At 44.5% G+C, this 17,949-nt stretch carries 19 protein-coding genes; 16 read left to right on the top strand and 3 right to left on the bottom strand.

Annotated features, from left to right (window positions below):
• Nucleotides 1-45: 45 nt before the first annotated feature.
• Genes K6Y31_RS00095 through K6Y31_RS00055 form a run of 9 tightly spaced genes read left to right on the top strand, consistent with a single transcriptional unit; the run spans nt 46 to nt 6,615 of the window.
• Nucleotides 46-672, top strand: coding sequence for a PepSY-associated TM helix domain-containing protein (locus tag K6Y31_RS00095; protein ID WP_233050843.1), 627 nt, complete (start codon nt 46-48; stop codon nt 670-672).
• A gap of 23 nt (nt 673-695) precedes the next feature.
• The gene (locus K6Y31_RS00090) at nt 696-1,241 is read left to right on the top strand and encodes a DUF2271 domain-containing protein (protein WP_233050842.1); all 546 of its coding nucleotides are present in this window, start codon (nt 696-698) and stop codon (nt 1,239-1,241) included.
• Between the two features lie 52 nt (nt 1,242-1,293).
• Complete coding sequence (locus K6Y31_RS00085; protein WP_233050841.1) at nt 1,294-2,130, top strand: DUF4198 domain-containing protein; 837 nt, start codon at nt 1,294-1,296, stop codon at nt 2,128-2,130.
• A gap of 15 nt (nt 2,131-2,145) precedes the next feature.
• On the top strand, nt 2,146-2,490 hold the full coding sequence (locus tag K6Y31_RS00080) for a hypothetical protein (RefSeq protein WP_232802887.1): 345 nt from the start codon (nt 2,146-2,148) through the stop codon (nt 2,488-2,490).
• Complete coding sequence (locus K6Y31_RS00075; RefSeq protein ID WP_233050840.1) at nt 2,487-3,080, top strand: DUF6162 family protein; 594 nt, start codon at nt 2,487-2,489, stop codon at nt 3,078-3,080. Before K6Y31_RS00080 ends, K6Y31_RS00075 begins: the two co-directional genes overlap by 4 nt.
• Before the next feature lie 27 nt (nt 3,081-3,107).
• The gene (locus K6Y31_RS00070) at nt 3,108-4,031 is read left to right on the top strand and encodes a metal ABC transporter solute-binding protein, Zn/Mn family (protein ID WP_233050839.1); all 924 of its coding nucleotides are present in this window, start codon (nt 3,108-3,110) and stop codon (nt 4,029-4,031) included.
• 52 nt (nt 4,032-4,083) lie between these two features.
• Complete coding sequence (locus tag K6Y31_RS00065; protein WP_233050838.1) at nt 4,084-4,848, top strand: metal ABC transporter ATP-binding protein; 765 nt, start codon at nt 4,084-4,086, stop codon at nt 4,846-4,848.
• Complete coding sequence (locus tag K6Y31_RS00060) at nt 4,845-5,738, top strand: metal ABC transporter permease (RefSeq protein WP_233050837.1); 894 nt, start codon at nt 4,845-4,847, stop codon at nt 5,736-5,738. The genes K6Y31_RS00065 and K6Y31_RS00060 overlap by 4 nt, the downstream gene beginning before the upstream one ends.
• Nucleotides 5,728-6,615, top strand: coding sequence for an ABC transporter substrate-binding protein (locus K6Y31_RS00055; protein ID WP_233050836.1), 888 nt, complete (start codon nt 5,728-5,730; stop codon nt 6,613-6,615). Before K6Y31_RS00060 ends, K6Y31_RS00055 begins: the two co-directional genes overlap by 11 nt.
• Nucleotides 6,616-6,619: 4 nt before the next feature.
• Here K6Y31_RS00055 and K6Y31_RS00050 read toward each other — a convergent pair whose 3' ends face one another.
• Entirely contained in the window at nt 6,620-7,450 is an 831-nt protein-coding gene (locus K6Y31_RS00050) for a hypothetical protein (protein ID WP_233050835.1), read from the bottom strand.
• Between the two features lie 101 nt (nt 7,451-7,551).
• Between K6Y31_RS00050 and K6Y31_RS00045 the strand changes: the two genes are divergently transcribed.
• Complete coding sequence (locus K6Y31_RS00045; RefSeq protein ID WP_233050834.1) at nt 7,552-7,926, top strand: ATP-binding protein; 375 nt, start codon at nt 7,552-7,554, stop codon at nt 7,924-7,926.
• A gap of 92 nt (nt 7,927-8,018) precedes the next feature.
• Nucleotides 8,019-10,910 carry an FAD-binding and (Fe-S)-binding domain-containing protein gene (locus K6Y31_RS00040; protein ID WP_345790218.1) on the top strand — a complete coding sequence of 964 codons (2,892 nt, stop codon included), beginning with the start codon at nt 8,019-8,021 and terminating at the stop codon, nt 10,908-10,910.
• A 311-nt stretch (nt 10,911-11,221) separates the two neighbouring features.
• Here K6Y31_RS00040 and ppsA read toward each other — a convergent pair whose 3' ends face one another.
• Complete coding sequence (ppsA, locus tag K6Y31_RS00035) at nt 11,222-13,603, bottom strand: phosphoenolpyruvate synthase (RefSeq protein ID WP_233050833.1); 2,382 nt, start codon at nt 13,601-13,603, stop codon at nt 11,222-11,224.
• Nucleotides 13,604-13,849: 246 nt separating this feature from the next.
• Between ppsA and ppsR the strand changes: the two genes are divergently transcribed.
• The 3 genes from ppsR to murQ all read left to right on the top strand — a co-directional run bounded on the left by ppsR (nt 13,850) and on the right by murQ (nt 16,206).
• Nucleotides 13,850-14,683: a posphoenolpyruvate synthetase regulatory kinase/phosphorylase PpsR gene (gene ppsR, locus K6Y31_RS00030; protein ID WP_233050832.1), complete on the top strand. Its 834-nt coding sequence runs from the start codon at nt 13,850-13,852 to the stop codon at nt 14,681-14,683.
• Nucleotides 14,684-14,928: 245 nt separating this feature from the next.
• Nucleotides 14,929-15,285: a DUF2956 domain-containing protein gene (locus tag K6Y31_RS00025; protein WP_233050831.1), complete on the top strand. Its 357-nt coding sequence runs from the start codon at nt 14,929-14,931 to the stop codon at nt 15,283-15,285.
• Between the two features lie 27 nt (nt 15,286-15,312).
• Complete coding sequence (murQ, locus tag K6Y31_RS00020; protein WP_233050830.1) at nt 15,313-16,206, top strand: N-acetylmuramic acid 6-phosphate etherase; 894 nt, start codon at nt 15,313-15,315, stop codon at nt 16,204-16,206.
• Nucleotides 16,207-16,209: 3 nt separating this feature from the next.
• Here the strand turns inward: murQ and K6Y31_RS00015 are convergent, their stop codons facing one another.
• Nucleotides 16,210-16,470 (bottom strand): DUF5062 family protein, encoded by a 261-nt coding sequence (locus K6Y31_RS00015; protein WP_233050829.1) that lies wholly within the window; start codon nt 16,468-16,470, stop codon nt 16,210-16,212.
• A 655-nt stretch (nt 16,471-17,125) separates the two neighbouring features.
• Here K6Y31_RS00015 and K6Y31_RS00010 point away from each other — a divergent pair.
• Nucleotides 17,126-17,416 carry a hypothetical protein gene (locus tag K6Y31_RS00010; protein ID WP_233050827.1) on the top strand — a complete coding sequence of 97 codons (291 nt, stop codon included), beginning with the start codon at nt 17,126-17,128 and terminating at the stop codon, nt 17,414-17,416.
• 75 nt (nt 17,417-17,491) lie between these two features.
• Nucleotides 17,492-17,779 (top strand): hypothetical protein, encoded by a 288-nt coding sequence (locus K6Y31_RS00005; RefSeq protein WP_233050826.1) that lies wholly within the window; start codon nt 17,492-17,494, stop codon nt 17,777-17,779.
• Nucleotides 17,780-17,949 lie beyond the last annotated feature (170 nt).

Raw genomic sequence — 17,949 nt, 5'->3', positions numbered from 1 at the left:
GCATTTCATTAGTGCACCGCTTTTGGTACTGAAAATACAATTATCATGTTGAAAAATAAAAGTGTTCAGTCTTGGGCACGGGTTTTACATATCTATATTTCGATGGCGTTATTAATGGTGGTGCTGTTTTTTGTGGTGACGGGAATCACATTAAATCGTGCGGCTTGGTTTGTTAGTGATACGCCCGCTGTGCGGTTGGTTGAATTCACTGTGCCGGCCGCTTTATTACGAAGTAACGATCAAGCAGACACGCCAAACCAATTGGCATTAGTTGAGTTTGTCAAAAGCCATGGCGGGCTATCGGGCCAAGTGTCGGGCTACGAGTTGTACCGCGATCGTGATGGTGATGAGCTAGTGGCGGGTGAAATTAGCTTTAGCTTCAAAGGACCGGGTTATAGCGCCTCGGTGTTTATCGATATGTTAACCGGTCAAGGAGAAGTAGAAGAGCAGCGTTTTGGCTTAATAGCGGTGTTAAACGATTTACACAAAGGTCGAAACAGCGGTGCAATTTGGCAGTTATTTATCGACATTAGCGCGTTATTAATGCTGGGTTTTGTCCTAACCGGTGTGTGTTTGTTAGTGCCGAAAAAGAAAAGCTTCATGGCTGGACTGAAATGGTGTGGTTGGGGCAGTTTAGCGACTTTTTTACTCTATTGGATCGCAGTTCCCTAATCGGAGTTGGTACAAGGATAGCAATGAATAATTTTACTTCACCTAATGGTATTAAACGTCAGCTTGGTGTTATCGCCTGTTTAGTTGTTGCGCTGGGCTGGCCCTTTGTCGGCGCTGCTACAACGGTGCCGGCAGCGACTAAGTTAACCTTTGAGTTAGCCTTACCTGACATTAAAACCAGTCAATATAACCGACCTTATGTGGCCGTTTGGGTTGAAAATGCAGATCGCGAAGTGGTTCGCACCGTGAGTTTGTGGCTCGGAAAAGACGAATGGCATAAAGACTTACGCAGTTGGTGGCGAAAAATTGGTCGCTACCAACAGCCATGGCTTGACGGGGTAACAGGTGCCACTAAACCCGCGGGCAGTTATAAATTTGACTGGTCATTAATTGATGATCAGGGCGAAAAAATTCCAGCAGGTGATTACACGGTTCATATTGAAGTCGTCCGTGAGCACGGCGGTCGCAACTACCTAAAGCAACCCATACATCTTGGCGAACAAGGGGTAGTTAAAGTGTTAGAGCCCACTGCTGAAACAGGGCCTATCAGCCTGATTTATCAGCCCTAACCAAGCTTATCGTTGCTAGTTAATTTTAACGATTAAAGAATAGGAACTTTTTATGATTTTTAAACAGAGTGTTAGCCAACTAGCCATCGCTAGTTTTGTTATTTCGGGGTTACTCGCCAGCGGTTTAGCTCAGGCGCATCCGCGCTGGATCTTGCCTTCTCACTTCAATGTCTCTAAATCGGACGGTGAGTGGATCACCTTTGATGTGACAGCCTCACATGGCACGTTTGTAATGGATAAACCTGCCAGTGCCGAGTCAGCCAGTATCATCTTGCCTACGGGTCAGGTGCTACGCCCCGATCATGTGAGTCGTGGTAAGCGCCGCTCGGTATTCGACTTTCATTTTGTTGAAACGGGTACCCATAAAGTAACGGTGAATAGCGAGCCTGTCTATTACACCCGTTACAAAGCCGGTAAGCGTGACACGGAGAAATGGTTACGCGCAGATAAAGTAAGCCGTTTGCAATTACTGCCGAGTAATGCGCGAGACATTAGCACAACACTGTCTGTCAGCCGAGTCGAAACCTACATTACCGTGGGTAAACCAAGCACTGAAGCCTTTAAATTAGAAGGCAAGTATTTAGAGTTAAAACCCATTACGCATCCGGCGGACATTGTTGCGGGGTCGCCTGTGACTTTTCAACTTTATTACCAAGGTCAGCCAAAAAGCGGCGTCAAAGCCGAGATCACCCGAGATGGCACCTTATACCGTAATAGCCAAGAGCAAATTGAGGTGACCAGTGATGAGCAAGGTAAAGTGACTTTTACCCCAGTGAATGCAGGCCGCTACATCTTTAAAGCCCGTCATGAAGGCCCGCTTGAAGGCAACCCACTGGCAGACGAGTCGGGTGCAACGTTGCATTTAACATTTGAAGCCGTTTTGCCTTAGTGAGAAGAGAAGATCATGTTATTTAGCAAAGGTGTTAAGCACCCACAGATCAACTTGCCGGCTTTTGCTGTGGCTTTTACAGCATTATTTGCCGCACCTGCTTGGGCGCATTTTCCGTTAATGGCTTGTTGGTATCAGCAGCAAGCCTTAATTTGTGAAGCGGGATACAGCGATGGTAGCGGCGCCGTGGACTATGACGTCAAGGTATACGACTACAGTGATAATGTTATTGCGATGGCGCGCACCGATGCGCAGTCACGGGTACAACTGCCGCGACCGCAAGGGGATTTTTACGTGGTGTTTGATGCTGGCCATGAGATGCCCGTTGAACGTGATGGCAGTGAGATCAGTGAAAAATGAGTGTGCAGCAAGTTATTCATGCCGCTAATGGTGTGCGTGAAATGCGCTGGGTTGCTTTGGTCATTACGCTGCTAGTTGCAATTGGGGCTGGGCTGCTGCCTTTTCATCAAGCTCAGCAACAGGGCAGATCATTAGCAAGCCATGAAGTTGATGTTAATCAGTTAGATCCTAACATCAACGCCATGGTGTCTGAGTTACGCTTGGCGGACATGGAAATTCAGCTACTTAAAGCTGCATCAGTGTCTGGCTCCGCTGAGCACTGGCCGTCTATTGCGCAGCTTGAAGCCATGTGGCTAAGTCCTTTTGTCCGCGACAAAGGTTGGCTTGATAAAGGACAGCACCAATGGCAGCAAATTAGCCCAGGGGTTTATCAGGGGATCAGCCTGTCAGCACAAACATACCCACAATATTTACTTAATGTATCAGCCACGCCATCACAAATATGGTTTCGTGGCAACATCGGCCATGGCCATGAAGAGGCCGATATTAAGGCTAAATCTGCGTCCTCTTATATTAATGTTGCGATCAATGACAACCTGCTTATCAAGCAAGGTTGGCAACAGGTTATGGGTCCCCGAGCAACAAAGTAACCGGTTATTTGGTCACAAGGAAATTACATGAAACAAATCTATTTATGTCTACTGTTTTGGTTTAGTTTGCTACTTCATTCAAATGGTGCAATAGCCAAAGACAAACCGACTATTGGTATTACCTTACAGCCCTATTACAGCTATGTTAGCGCCATTGTTGGGGATACCGCTGAGGTATTGCCTCTCGTGGTTGCGGGCTTTAATCCCCACAACTATCAACCGCAGCCAGAAGATCTTGCCCGTGTGCAAAAAATGGATGCCATTGTGGTTAACGGTATCGGTCATGATGACTTTGCTCTCAAGGTGATCAAAGCCGCTCAGCGTAGTGATCTATTGGTGATCGATGCGAATGCCAGTGTGCCTTTATTATCCGCCAGAGGGCAAAGTGTGGGGCAGGGGGCGGTAAACCCACACACTTTTATGGGGCTAAGTGCCACCATGACGCAAGTTTATGAAATTGCTAACCAACTGGCGGCATTTTATCCAAGTAACGCCAGTCTGTATCGGCAAAATGCGCGTCATTATGGCCAACAGCTAAGAACAATGAAATACCAAGCCATGCAAGCGCTTGCGCAAGTTGATATGCAAACTATCAAGGTGGCAACCACTCATGATGCATACGGATATTTATTGCAAGAATTCGGTATTGACGCACCCGCAGTGATTGAACCAGCCCATGGCGTGGCCCCAAGTGCCAGCCAGCTACAAGATACTATTAATCAAATTCGCAGCAGTGGCATAGATGTGTTGTTTTATGAACTCGACATGCCTAACCGATTTGTGACCACCATTGAGCAAGCGACAGGTGTAAAGCTGTTCCGCTTTTCCCACATGACCCATGGTGACTATGAGCCAGAAAAGGTAATGCTTGAGATGCAAAGTAACATTAATACCCTAATCAAAGCCATCCATTACGCCAATGCGTCTGCCCAAAAAGAGGCCGTTCAATAATGCAAATAAACGAACGGAACGCTAATTCAACCGCAAAATGTGCATTTCAGATATGATGAATATAAAAATCACTGGGCCACAAATTCAACTGCAAAATGTATGTTTAAGTTATGGCGAGCACGACGCGCAAATATTAGGCCCGATCACCCATACTTTAGCTGCCGGTCAATGTCATGTGGTAATGGGACCAAATGGGGGAGGTAAAACGTCTTTATTGCGTTCCATGCTGGGCTTAACGCCATTCACTGGGCGCATTCATCTTGATTGGCCTAACGGCCGTGGCCGGGTTGCTTACGTGCCGCAAAAAGCCAGTTTCGAACCCAGCCTGCCGTTAACTGTGATGGACTTTATGTTACTTAACCAAAGTCAAACCCCACTGTTTTGGCGCCGCAAAGCGAAAACCATCACGCGGATAAAAGACCAGCTGGCTGTACTGGGCATGGTTGAAAAAGCAGAGCGTAAAATGGGCCGTTTATCGGGCGGTGAGCAACAGCGGGTGTTATTCGCTCAAGCCTTACTTGATGCGCCGGATCTCATTATGTTGGATGAGCCCGCTAATGGCATGGATGAGCAAGGGATAAGCTTAATTGAATTTTTAATCAAAGAATTAGTCACCAAAGGTGCCAGCGTTGTGGCGGTGCACCACGACTTAAACGCAATCAAACGTATCGCTCATCAGGTGCATGTTATAAATAAAACCTTGGTAACCAGTGGTAGCGTAGACCAAGTGTTACCTAAGGCGCAGCCGACTGACTTTGTGAGCTTATGCCAGCTTAGTCAGCATCAGTCTAACCATCAAATAAGGGCAATGGCGTGATCCAAAGTATTCGAGATGGCGCGGCTTATGCCGCCGAGCAAGGTTGGTTAAGTGAAAGTTTTAGCTATGGCTTTTTGATTAATGCATTATTAGCGGCGCTTATTTTAGGGCCTATTTTAGGAGGTTTAGGCACATTAGTGATTGCTAAACGCTTGGCTTTTTTTTCTGAAGCGGTGGGTCATGGTGCATTAACCGGTATTGCCCTTGGTATTTTGTTAGGCGAGCCAGTGCAAAGTCCACTGATTGGACTGTTCACCTTCTGTATGGTCTTTGCTCTATTGCTGCACTTTGTCCGTAGCAGAACCCAAGTGCCTTATGACACCTTAGTTGGGGTGTTTTTGGCGTTGGCCTTGGCCGTTGGGGCGGCGATGTTGACCTTTGTTGCGCGTAAGGTAAACGTGCATATTTTAGAAAATGTGCTGTTTGGTTCGATTCTAACGGTGACCGATCAAGACCTATGGCTATTGTTGATCAGCTGTGTGGTGATTCTGGCTTGTTTACTGCCAACGTTTAACCGTATTTTGTTGAGTAGTATCAGCCCTGACATCGCTAAAGTCCGAGGTGTGCCTGCTACATTTTTCGATTATCTATTTGTCATCATGATCACTTTAATCACTATTGCTGCGGTGAAAATGATTGGTGCCGTGCTGGTGGGCGCGTTGTTGTTGATTCCTGGTGCAACGGCTCGTTTATTTACGCCTAATATGAGCAGCTTTGTCCGTTGGTCTGCCGTGCTTGCGACTGTGAGTTGTTTGTTGGGCACTTGGTTGCCAATGGAGCTGAAACTACCGGTGCCATCTGGTGCGGCCATCATTATGGTTTCAGCCACTTTTTTTCTGATTGCTTGTTTGTATCAAATTATCTTTAAGGAGCGCAGACGTGCTGTCTAATCTTTCCTCTATTATGTTACAACTTTTGGCTATAACTCTGCTGTGTTTGCTGGAATTCACTAAGCCAGTAATGGCCGAGAAAGTTGATATTGTTACCACAACGCCCGTGACACTCATGTTAAGTCAAGCGCTGACCGTTAATACGCCATTGCAGACAAACTACGTGGCACCCGCACGTTATGGACTATCGCGCCTGCCCAATTGGTTTAAGCAACATTCAGAAAAAATGGCACCAATAGCCAAGCAAGCAAAGGTGGTGGTGACGTTAGGCTCGGTATGGGCACAAGACCCGCTCTATTTGGCTTTGCGCGAGTATAATATACAGATTATTGAAGTGGATGCGGCGCAAGCGCTGCGACCAAACGCGAGAGGTGTAGTCTATCAGCGCACCGAGCAAGGCGTGTCGCCTTATGTTTGGCTTAATAGCGCCAACTTAGTCACTATGGCCAAGATAGTAAGCCATGATTTTCAGCAAATTTGGCCAAAATTAGCCCCAGTGATAGCGCAAAATGAAGCTGATTTACTCATTAAAATTAAAGCGCTACGTTTGTCACAGCAAGCTTATGTCGCGCAACACCAGCTGGATGCGGTGGTGCTGCTGTCTCCTGAATTGGAAGACTTAGCGGCAGGGCTACAGTTATATGTGCTACATCGTCAATTTAAGCCTGCCTTATCATGGAGCGAGGCAGACAAAAAGGCACTGGCAAAAATCTTAAGTGAACCCTATGTAAGGGTGTTATCAACACAAGCGCTATCGAATAAGCACCCTTTAAATGAACTGGTCACGCCAGAACAATGGTGGCAAGTGGATGCAATAGACAGGCTTGGTCGCCAAGGAATAGATGAAATAGCACCATTGAAACGTTGGCAGTTTTAAAGGTTCAATTAGTGGCGGTATTCCATTGTTCAACAAATTGTTGCAGCGGACTTTCTGGATGCGCATCACTGATCTGATTGATCGCGTCAATCACGGCTTTACCAGCAGGTGTTTTTGAGCAAGCAATATAAACTTCAAGAATAGGTGCGGATTCAGCAATGGCGACAGAAGCGAGATCGTCTCTTTCGAAGTTTAATTGCGTTTGTTCATAGGCAATAATCCAAGGGTATTCAATGATAAGGTCCACCCGATCGGCGAGTAGTCGGGTAATGAATTGAGAGCTGAGTTTGTATTGAGTAGAAATATGCATTTGGTCGCGGTATTTATCGAGAATTTTATCGCGATTATCGCCATAGCTGCGTCCCCCTGCGATAGCAAACACCAATTTATCTAGGTGTTTCATTATTTCTTCTAGGCTAATAATTTGGCTTAGGGAGTGACCTATTTTCGTTTCTAATACCGCTTTATTTTTGGCTAAAAAGTAAAGTCGATGAGGTGAAAGACTTTGCAGTGGTTTTGAGAAGTAAAGATCGTTCTCACGTGCTGCATTTTTCAATACGCTACTGCATACCAAATGTTTTGTTTTTGCCATGCTCAAAAAGCGCGGGATCGCCCCCAACTTAGTAACATGGCGCCATTGCGGCATACGTTGCTGTAACCACTTGGCTGATTGGTTTGCAAAACCTTGGTTTTTATGTGGTCCAGAGGAAATGAATACAGGCGGTAAACCATACTCGATCCAAGTAATGGTTTCTTTACCGTAACTGGTGCTACTGAAGGCACAAAGCGTTAGTATAAGCGCACTATAACGACATAAATATTTTGCCAATACCATAAGCTAGCCCTTTTTGCTTGGTTTAATAAGTGTAGCCATAATGCTATGCAATGCCTATTTTGGTTTATTTAATGAGAGTTAATGGCGTCTGGGATTAAAATATGGCCAAACAACTTACCTTAATTCGAGGTTTACCCGGCAGCGGTAAATCCACCTTAGCTAAAACCCTTGATGGCGTTCATTTAGAGGCAGATCAATACTTTGTTAATGAACAGGGGAATTATCATTTTCAACCTCAATTACTGCCAGATGCTCATCAATGGTGTTTAGCGCAGACGCGTGAATATTTATTAGCTGGTCAATCAGTGGTGGTATCTAATACCTTTATTGAGCATTGGGAAATGCAGGCCTATGTTGATTTGGCCAATACTCTAAACATTCCATTAACCATCAAAGTTTGTCACGGTAAATATAAAAACATTCATGGCGTACCAGCCGAAACCATCAAAAAAATGCGTCAGAAGTGGCAGGATTAATCACTATTTAAATAAGGAATAATAAGATAATTTGTGAGCTTGTAAGCGCAATCATCCTTTAAAACTTGTGTTGTCACTGATCATCGCTTTTAGTGAATGTTATCAATGATATTCATTCGTTAGTGGTGGTTAATTTGGACGTGTTGCAACAGTTCTCCGAACAGGTAAAAAAATTTATCCCTGAAAGCAGGGTGATGCTAGACCCCTTGCGCACCTTAGCTTACGGCACCGATGCCAGTTGCTATCGGTTGGTGCCTAAAGCGGTACTGTTACTTGATAATGAAAGCGAAGTGATCCGTGTGTTACAACTCGCCGCCGAGTTTTATCTCCCTGTTACCTTTCGCGCGGCGGGCACGAGTTTATCGGGCCAAGCGATTACCGATTCTATTTTAATTAAGCTGACGAACCATTGGCGCGATTATGAATTACTTAATGAGGGTGAGCTTATTCGCCTGCAACCGGGCTTAATTGGTGCACGGGTCAACCAAATTCTAGCACCATTGCAGCGCAAAATTGGTCCTGATCCCGCTTCCATTAATAGCTGTAAAATTGGCGGGATAGCGGCCAATAATTCCAGTGGCATGTGCTGCGGCACCGCGCAAAATTCTTACAGTACGTTAGCGGCAATGCGGCTTATTTTAGCCGATGGCACAGTACTTGATACGGCCAATGAGCAAAGCAAACGAGACTTTTGTGTTAGCCATAAACACTTACTACATGAGCTGGCTCAATTAGCGATTCAAACCAAAAATGACGCGCAATTAGCCACGTTGATCAAGCATAAGTTTCGCCTTAAAAATACCACGGGTTACAGTATTAATGCCTTGGTCGATTTTACCGACCCTATTGATATTTTGATGCACTTAATGATTGGCTCAGAAGGAACGCTGGGCTTTATTTCAAACATCACCTATCACACCGTGCCAGAGCAACCCTTTAAAGCGAGCTCTTTAGTGGTGTTTGAAAACATTGAAACCACCTGTTTGGCGGTGGCCAAATTAAAGCAAATGAACGTGGCAGCGGTTGAACTGATGGACGGTGCAAGTTTACAAGCCATTGCCGATAAACCTGATATGCCAGCCTTTATTGCTCAGTTAAACATTAACAATGCTGCGTTGTTGATAGAAACCCGCGCGAATGATCAACTTATGTTAAGCCAGCAAATAAGCCAGTTGGCAGAGGTTTTAGCGGCGTTTAAACCAATAGATAGTATCGCTTTTACCCAAGAGCGTGCTACTTGTGAGCAACTTTGGGCGATTCGCAAAGGGCTATTTCCAGCGGTAGGCGCGGTGCGTGATACAGGCACCACGGTAATTATTGAAGACATTGCAGTGGCCGTAGAGCAATTAGCCAGCGCTACACGCCAACTGCAGCAATTATTTGCAGAATATGGCTACCATGAAGCCATTATTTTTGGTCATGCCCTTGATGGCAACTTGCACTTTGTTTTTACCCAAGATTTTAATAGTCCAGCGCAAATAGAGCGTTACCAGAATTTTATGCAAAGGGTAGTGCAGCTCATTGCCTTAGATCATCAAGGATCGTTAAAAGCTGAGCACGGCACGGGGCGTAACATGGCACCGTTTGTCGAACTAGAGTGGGGCAAAAAAGCCTATGAGCTAATGTGGGAAATTAAAGGGTTGTTAGACCCTGACAATATTCTCAGCCCAGGAGTGGTGCTCAGTGAAGATCCTTTTATTCATTTAAAAAATCTAAAAACCTTACCAGCTGCTGATGCCATTATTGACAAATGTATAGAGTGTGGCTTTTGTGAGCCCAACTGCCCCAGTAAAGATCTGACCTTAACCCCGCGCCAACGTATTGTTTTATGGCGGCATATTCAGCAACGGCGTAATCTTGGTGAAAGTGAAAAAACCTTAGAGCCTTTACTCGATGCCTTTCAATATCAAGGCATTGATACTTGCGCCGCCACCGGTTTATGTGCCGACAGTTGCCCCGTTGGCATTGATACTGGCGCCTTAATTAAACAATTGCGCAGTCAACAATTGGCCAGTCATTCTAAGTTAGCAAAGTGGACCGCGGCGAATTTTTCCCAGGTTATCAACTTGGCCAAACAGGGGTTAAACCTTGCCCAGTTAACCAGCCGAGTACTGGGCCGAGACGGGTTGCAGCGTTTAACCGAAGGGTTAAATCACGCAACGGGACATCGTTTTATAAAGTGGAGTCAATTTGCTCCGCTGAGTGCGCCGGATTTCACTGCAATACAAAGCCTAGCCGTTAACACGCAAACAGATGCAGCAATTGAGCAACCGACCGTGGTGTACTTTCCCAGTTGTAGCAGCCGCGTGATGGGGCCAGATCCCGACATGGCAGCGCAGGGAGAGTTGAGCTTAATGGAAACCACCATTGCCTTATTACATAAAGCGGGCTTTAGAGTAATTTTGCCGGAAGCCACCACCGAGCTTTGTTGTGGTATGGCTTATCAAAGTAAAGGCAGAATGAACTTAGCCCGGCAAAAGTCTCACCAACTTGAGCATGCGCTACTCAGTGCCAGTGAACACGGTAAATATCCGATTTACATGGATACCAGCCCCTGCGCAATGACCGCTAATGCGGGCATCACTTCTACCCTAAAAATATATGATTCTGTTGAATTTATTGAGCAGTTTGTGTTACCGCGTTTAAGCCTAACCCCACTTGATGAGCCGGTAATGCTCCATATCACCTGTAGTACTCGTAAACGTGGCTTAGCCGCGACGATGCAGCGCATAGCAGCAATGTGTACCCATCAATTGATTGTGCCACCAGATATGCAGTGTTGCGGTTTTGCAGGCGATAAAGGCTTACTTTACCCCGAGTTGAACGCTTCTGCGTTAGCGGATTTGAAATCGCAAGTGCCTAATGATTGTAAGATCGGCGTGAGTAACAGCCGTACCTGTGAGATAGGTTTATCTGAACACAGTGGCATAAGTTATAAGGGCTTAGTGTATTTGGTTCATCAGGTGAGTGCATCCCTCAGTTAAATTAAAAATGTCAAGTGCTGGCGGCAACGTTACACCTCGCTGAGTGAGCGTATCCACCCATTAGATTAAAAAAGTTCTTTGTATATCAACCAATCACCACAGCCAAGGCCGTGGTGATTTATTTAATTTAAGAACCTGAATTTTGGATAAGCGTAATCGCATGCTTTCCTGCAAAAATGCTGTGAATATATGCCTATACGTTTCGCCTTTTCATCCCTGAAAATGAAATTTTGCCGTATAACATACTCTATCTGGCTGCGATAAACTTAAACAAAACCCAGGCTGAATAGTGTTTAACTATTAATTAGTCGTTACTGCTCAGGTTTAGTTGCACCTAAATGTAGCCAAGTTTCAAGCACCGTGTCGGGATTTAAAGAAACCGAATCGATGCCTTGCTCCATTAACCATTGGGCTAGATCATCATGATCGGATGGGCCTTGGCCACAGATACCCACGTATTTACCGGCTTTATTGGCAGCTTTAATCGCCATTGCAAGCATGGCTTTCACCGCAGGGTTGCGCTCGTCGAACATATGAGCAATTTCGCCAGAATCGCGGTCAAGACCAAGGGTTAATTGTGTCATATCGTTCGAGCCGATTGAGAAGCCATCAAAGAACTTTAGAAAGTCGTCAGCCAAAATAGCATTGGCAGGTAATTCACACATCATAATCACTTTTAAGCCATCTTCGCCGCGGCGTAGATCAAACTTTGCCAGTAGATCAATCACAGCTGCCGCTTCTGTCGTGGTGCGTACAAATGGGATCATTATTTCAACGTTTTTCAAACCCATTTTGTTACGCACTCGTTTCATTGCTTCACACTCCAAAGCAAAACAATCTTGAAACTTTTCTGAAATGTAACGAGATGCACCGCGAAAACCGAGCATGGGGTTTTCTTCAGTGGGTTCGTAATTAACGCCACCCACTAAATTACGGTATTCATTTGATTTGAAATCAGACATTCGCACTATCACCCGTTTTGGCCAGAATGCGGCAGCTAACGTTGCAATGCCTTCAGTTAGTTTTTCAATATAGAACTCAACGGGGCTCGCGTAACCGACGATGCGTTGATCAATTTCAGCTTTTAACTCGGCTGATTGTTCATCGTAATTCAGCAGGGCTTTTGGATGAATGCTGATCATTTTGTTAATAATGAATTCTAAACGTGCAAGTCCAACTCCTTCATTTGGAATAGTGGCAAAATCAAACGCGCGGTCAGGGTTACCGACATTCATCATGACCTTTAATGGCAAGTCGGGTAGGTCGCTGACTGATGAACGTTTAATTTCAAAATCCAATTCTCCTGCAAACACATAACCGGTTTCACCTTGAGCACAAGAAACCGTAACCGATTGCCCATTCTCTAGTAAGCTGGTGGCATCACCACAACCAACGACCGCGGGAATGCCCAATTCACGGGCAATGATTGCAGCATGACAAGTCCGGCCACCGCGGTTGGTCACAATTGCCGCCGCTTTTTTCATCACCGGCTCCCAATCCGGATCTGTCATATCGGCAACCAGCACATCGCCAGCTTGCACTTGATCCATTTGCTCAAGGCTTGTGACAACGCGTACCACACCCGCACCAATACGTTGACCAATTGCTCTGCCTTCAATCAAGGTTTGGTTTGATGATTGATTGTTTAATTGGAAGCGTTCCATTACATGCTTATCATCGCGCGAACGAACCGTTTCAGGGCGGGCTTGAACAATCAATAGCTCACCCGTTACACCGTCTTTTGCCCACTCGATATCCATTGGGCGACCGTAGTGCTTTTCAATGATCACCGCCTGTTTTGCCAACTCTTCAATTTCGTCATCCCTTAGGGAATATTGGCGCTGCTCTTGGGTGGTGGTGTCAATCACCTCAACTTGCGTGCCGATTTCTTTGCCGTCGGCGTAAACCATTTTAATGAGTTTCGAGCCAAATGTGCGACGTACCACGGCATGATTCCCCGCTTGTAGCATAGGTTTGTGAACGTAGAATTCGTCTGGATTCACCGCACCTTGCACTACCATTTCACCTAAGCCCCATGAGGAGGTAATGAACACTACTTGATCAAAGCCTGATTCAGTATCAAGAGTAAACATCACGCCAGATGACGCTTTATCTGAACGCACCATGCGCTGAATACCAGCAGAAAGAGCAACACCTTTATGGTCAAAACCTTGGTGAACGCGATAGGAGATAGCACGATCATTGAACAGCGAAGCAAAGACATGTTTAGTCGCTTCAATTACCGCATCAATGCCACGAACATTTAAGAAGGTTTCTTGTTGACCTGCAAAAGATGCATCGGGGAGATCTTCAGCAGTTGCCGAAGAGCGAACGGCCACCGGCAGCATTTCGTCACCGTCCCCCAGAGCTTGATAAAAGCGTCGAATGCCATCTTCTAATTCAGCAGGAAAAGGGGCATCCAGCACCCATTGGCGGATTGTGGTTCCCGCTGCTTTTAATGCGTTAACATCATCGACATCCAATTTATCAAGCAATTGATAAATTCGATCATTTAACTGGTTGGTTTCTAAAAATTGGTTAAAAGCAAAAGCGGTGGTAGCATAACCATTTGGCACTTTTACCCCAGCATTTGAAAGATTGGCAACCATCTCACCTAAAGATGCGTTTTTACCTCCCACTTTATCAACATCGTTCATTGATAAAGCATCGTACCAAACCACATTCTGATCCACGGTATGTCTCCTAGACTTTGTTTTACAATAAATGTTACGTCTTATCATTTAGTCGCTACGCAACGGTGAGGTTGCTAGTCGCGCGTTACTAAAGTCTCAATTAGCTGTTTTTCAGTGGCGTGAAGTTAGCCACTGATCCACAATGATGCTCACTTTAGCCATAGGTTTGTAAAATTACTGTGAAAATTTAGTTATCAATATTCACGGCTTTGAAATTACAGGACGTCATAAAGGATTCAACTTCTTATGCAGTGCAAAAAAAATTTTCGTGATGTGTTTTACGTTTCTGATGGTACCGCTATTACATCTGAGACATTAGGTCATGCGGTTTTGGGCCAGTTTCCGATTGAAATTGCGCAGATAACACTGCCTTTTGTTGAAACTGAAGAACGTGCCATTTATGTTAAAAGCCTTATTAATCAAAAGCATGTTAGCACTGGGCAAAAGCCATTAGTGTTTTTTTCAATCGTGATCCCTGAAGTCAAGGCCATTATTGAACAAGGGAATGGGTATTTTTATGATGTATTAAATTGTTTAGTTGCACCATTAAAACGCGATCTTGGGTTAGCGCCATCACCACAGTTACACCGTTCCCACAGCATTGAAAAAGATGCCGCCAGTTATCAAAACCGAATAGCAGCTGTGGAATACACCTTGGCCCACGATGATGGCATGTCGTTAAACAACTTAGAACAAGCTGATATTATTCTACTTGGCGTGTCGCGATGTGGAAAAACCCCCACCAGTTTATACCTTGCTATGCAGTTTGGTATTCGCGCCGTTAATTACCCGTTTATTGAAGATGATATGGCGTCGTTAAAGCTGCCAAAAGAGATTGAGCCCTTTCGTTTCAAGGCCTTCGGGCTCACCATAAATACTGACCGTTTAATGGCTATCCGACACGAGCGTTATGTAAATAGTGAATATTGCAGTCAAAAACAATGTGAAAAAGAGCTAAATCGAGTGGAATCTTTATTTCGACGTGAAGCGATCCCTTACCTAAATACCACTACGTTATCAGTAGAAGAAATCTCAACGAGGTTGTTAGAACTTAGTGGCTTAAAAAGGGTTATGTGCTGATATTTTTTATTTTATAGGCTTGATAATTTATACAACTTAATTTTCATGGATAAATAAGTTGTATAAATACGCCCTTATTAGTGTTCTCTATGGTGATAGCTGGCTAAAAGTAAACTACTTTGGCGGAATGAGCGTGGCTGTTATCACTGAGTTAAAAGTCAGTAATGGATCTTTATCACGCTGACCGTTGCGTTGCTCTGATGCTATTGCATAATAGCCCTAACGTACCTAAGCAAAGAGTAAACATGGCAAAACGAAATAGTGTGTCACCGGAAGTGGTTGCTGAAGCATTGCAAGTAGCAAAAGCCACGCAAAAACCGGGTCAGACCAAAGAGCAGACCAAACTGATTGCACAAGGCATTCAAAAGGGCATTGAAGAATATAAAAAGCGCAATAAAGAAAAAGCCCGCGAATTAGATAAGCAAAAGCGTAAGTTACAACAAGCTAAATCAACCCTTGAGCAAGAGCATACTAACCCAACCATAAGTAATGAAACATTGCCGACACAACCAACAACGGCAAAACAAAGCGTATTACCTTGGCTGTTATTAGCGGTCAGTTGGCTCGGCTTTGCGGGTTACTTTTTTCTACTTCACCCTTAATATTCTGCAAAGGCGATGGCCCAATCCATGCAAATAAAATTGAATCATCTTGTTACTGAAAGTCGTAACCCTGCCAGTGAGCACATTGATACCCTAAGCACATTCGACATGCTAAAAGTGATTAACGCGCAAGACCAAAAGGTGCCCCTTGCTGTTGAGGCTGCTTTACCCGCTATTAGTCATAGTGTGGATGTTATCGCCGCCGCCTTGCAACAAGGAGGACGGTTGATCTACGTTGGCGCTGGTACCTCAGGACGATTAGGCATTTTAGATGCCAGTGAATGTCCGCCTACTTTTGGCAGCGACCCTAGCCAAGTGGTGGGCTTAATTGCTGGTGGTCATCAAGCCATTTTAGCGGCAGTGGAAAACGCAGAAGATAATCGCGAGCAGGGCGGAATCGATTTACAGCAGATTAATTTTAGTGACCAAGACGTGCTGGTGGGCATTGCGGCAAGTGGCCGTACCCCTTATGTGCTGGGCGCGATGGATTATGCTAAAGCGCAAGGCGCGACAGTGATCAGCGTGGCCTGTAATCCGGCTTGCCCTATGGCGCAATTGGCTGACATTGAAATATGCGCAGTGGTTGGTCCAGAGGTGGTAACTGGCTCATCAAGAATGAAAGCAGGTACAGCGCAAAAGCTGATTTTGAATATGCTTACCACTGGCGCGATGATCCGCATTGGTAAGGTTTATGGCAACCTAATGGTGGATGTAGAAGCGACCAATGCCAAACTGGTTGAACGGCAAAAAAACATTGTGATGGCAGCAACAGAATGCAGTAGAGAGCAGGCGAGTGATGCCTTGTTACAATGTGGCGGTCATTGTAAAACCGCCATTGTGATGCTGTTAGCTCAGTTGTCAGCCAGTGACGCAAAAGCGTTATTAGCTGACAATAAAGGCTTTATTCGCCCTTGTTTGTAACGTTTATTTGAGCAGTTCGTGATCAGCGGGCAGCATCTTACTGATCCAAATAATCAACTTATGCTTAAGCTGTTGGCTGTCTTCTTTATCGGCAGGCAACGGCGTAATTTGCTTATCTTGTACCAACAAACGATAAACCACCTCAACCTTATCTTTTTGCGTGACATACTTTTCTAACTGACCATAACCACGCTGAGCGGCGTATTTTAGGCCAATTTCCAGTGCTTTTTTCAGCAATTGTGCTTCGTTCTTTACTTTTTTCATACTTGATCCTGCATCGCTAACTATCTGTTCAAAAGCATTATTTCACCGTTAGTACGGCAAGACATCTGGGTTCACTATAACTAAATTAATGAACGAGCCCAATGGAAAAAACAGTTTTGTAGCAGATTGTTGCTGGTTTTAGTGCGCGATTACAACAGATGTTAACACGAGTATCATTCATACCTGATACTCGTGAGATAGGGTTGTGCCAGCCGACCGGAATCGGTGGCTTATCATCGAGCAAACTCAGTGGCCCATCAGCAAGTAGGGCTAACTTTGCTTTAATAGTCTTGATAAATGGAGGTTTAGCTATGACCTACCGCCTGCTTTTTGTGCTGTTTATTTATACAGTTATAATGGGGGGTTGGCTGATTTTGCCAAGTTTTGGCGCGGTAAATAAATTGTAAAAGTCTCGCTTTGTTCACACCTCATCTCTAACGCTTTGATATATAATCACAAAAAAATCAGCTAAATCCTTTATGGGGGCCAAATTTGGTCTCGGTAAATACTAGGCTCGCTTTGTTTTCCTCTGGGCTCAGAGTTAATGGCGAAAAGCGGTGGTAAGTGGATGATAAATAATTATTTTAATGGGTTAGGCTTAGATGGTAGTGTTTGGGTTTATCAAGAAAAACGTGTAATACGCTGTTAGGGATATATGAATAATAAGCTCAGCACTTCGGAAAAAGGACTATATCGTCGAGTTGATGAAATCCTATTTTACCTTTGGGATCCTATAGGTGTTTGTGACATACCGATGGCTCGTGATGAATATCAATCCTATTTACCTCAAGTTTTTAAGTTGTTACTCAACGATTCTAAAGATCATGAGGTTTCAGCTTATTTAATTAAAGTAGAATCAGGCTCAATGGGACTGTCCGCAAATAATAAAAAGGCACTTGAAGTTGCTCGCTTACTCATTGAAACTAAAGAGGCTATGTTGGAGTAATATCCCTAACAAGTCGTTAAGTTTTATTGTTAATTATCAGATAGCTCGAATATTTAATAACAAGGAAGTTGTAATATGAAAAAAGTTTTTATAGCAATTGCCACTACATTAATTGTAGTTGCAATTGCAGTTGCTCTTGAATCTAAACATGCAGGTGAAAATTTATTAATTATTGCCGGTCTCTTTCTTTTTCTGTGGCCAATAATCCATGCAGTTAAAGCTTGCCCTAAACAAATGCCGCTGTATTGGGTTTTTATTAATATGTTTTTGGGCATTATTGGATATGCATTTTTCTTATTCTTCCTATTTAATAAAGAGAAGTTAAATCCTTCCAATATAAATACTAGTGAAGAGCAAACTTAACATACAAGAATAGGTGTCGCGAAGCCGACACCCCATATTCAGGTGTGTGCGCCGAGCATGGCGTTGATCTAGGAGGTGAAAGTCCTCTACGGGCTCAATCGAGAGAGAACCGTTAGCCTATGCAAGGGTGTTCACCGCGAGGTGAAATCTGAAGGAAGCAAATGGCAAAA

The sequence above is a fragment of the Motilimonas cestriensis genome (assembly GCF_021295315.1).
Classification (GTDB): domain Bacteria; phylum Pseudomonadota; class Gammaproteobacteria; order Enterobacterales; family CBDFNC01; genus Motilimonas; species Motilimonas cestriensis.
This window is presented reverse-complemented; position numbering and strand designations above follow the sequence as displayed.

What these genes read in the sequence shown, in the direction of transcription:
- K6Y31_RS00070 (WP_233050839.1), top strand. Translation starts at nt 3,108, where the DNA reads ATGAAACAAATCTATTTATGTCTACTGTTTTGGTTTAGTTTGCTACTT.
- K6Y31_RS00010 (WP_233050827.1), top strand. Translation starts at nt 17,126, where the DNA reads ATGAATAATAAGCTCAGCACTTCGGAAAAAGGACTATATCGTCGAGTT.
- K6Y31_RS00085 (WP_233050841.1), top strand. Translation starts at nt 1,294, where the DNA reads ATGATTTTTAAACAGAGTGTTAGCCAACTAGCCATCGCTAGTTTTGTT.
- K6Y31_RS00090 (WP_233050842.1), top strand. Translation starts at nt 696, where the DNA reads ATGAATAATTTTACTTCACCTAATGGTATTAAACGTCAGCTTGGTGTT.
- K6Y31_RS00075 (WP_233050840.1), top strand. Translation starts at nt 2,487, where the DNA reads ATGAGTGTGCAGCAAGTTATTCATGCCGCTAATGGTGTGCGTGAAATG.
- K6Y31_RS00095 (WP_233050843.1), top strand. Translation starts at nt 46, where the DNA reads ATGTTGAAAAATAAAAGTGTTCAGTCTTGGGCACGGGTTTTACATATC.
- K6Y31_RS00005 (WP_233050826.1), top strand. Translation starts at nt 17,492, where the DNA reads ATGAAAAAAGTTTTTATAGCAATTGCCACTACATTAATTGTAGTTGCA.
- K6Y31_RS00045 (WP_233050834.1), top strand. Translation starts at nt 7,552, where the DNA reads ATGGCCAAACAACTTACCTTAATTCGAGGTTTACCCGGCAGCGGTAAA.
- K6Y31_RS00050 (WP_233050835.1), bottom strand. Translation starts at nt 7,450, where the DNA reads ATGGTATTGGCAAAATATTTATGTCGTTATAGTGCGCTTATACTAACG.
- murQ (WP_233050830.1), top strand. Translation starts at nt 15,313, where the DNA reads ATGCAAATAAAATTGAATCATCTTGTTACTGAAAGTCGTAACCCTGCC.
- K6Y31_RS00015 (WP_233050829.1), bottom strand. Translation starts at nt 16,470, where the DNA reads ATGAAAAAAGTAAAGAACGAAGCACAATTGCTGAAAAAAGCACTGGAA.
- K6Y31_RS00065 (WP_233050838.1), top strand. Translation starts at nt 4,084, where the DNA reads ATGATGAATATAAAAATCACTGGGCCACAAATTCAACTGCAAAATGTA.
- ppsR (WP_233050832.1), top strand. Translation starts at nt 13,850, where the DNA reads ATGCAGTGCAAAAAAAATTTTCGTGATGTGTTTTACGTTTCTGATGGT.
- K6Y31_RS00080 (WP_232802887.1), top strand. Translation starts at nt 2,146, where the DNA reads ATGTTATTTAGCAAAGGTGTTAAGCACCCACAGATCAACTTGCCGGCT.
- K6Y31_RS00025 (WP_233050831.1), top strand. Translation starts at nt 14,929, where the DNA reads ATGGCAAAACGAAATAGTGTGTCACCGGAAGTGGTTGCTGAAGCATTG.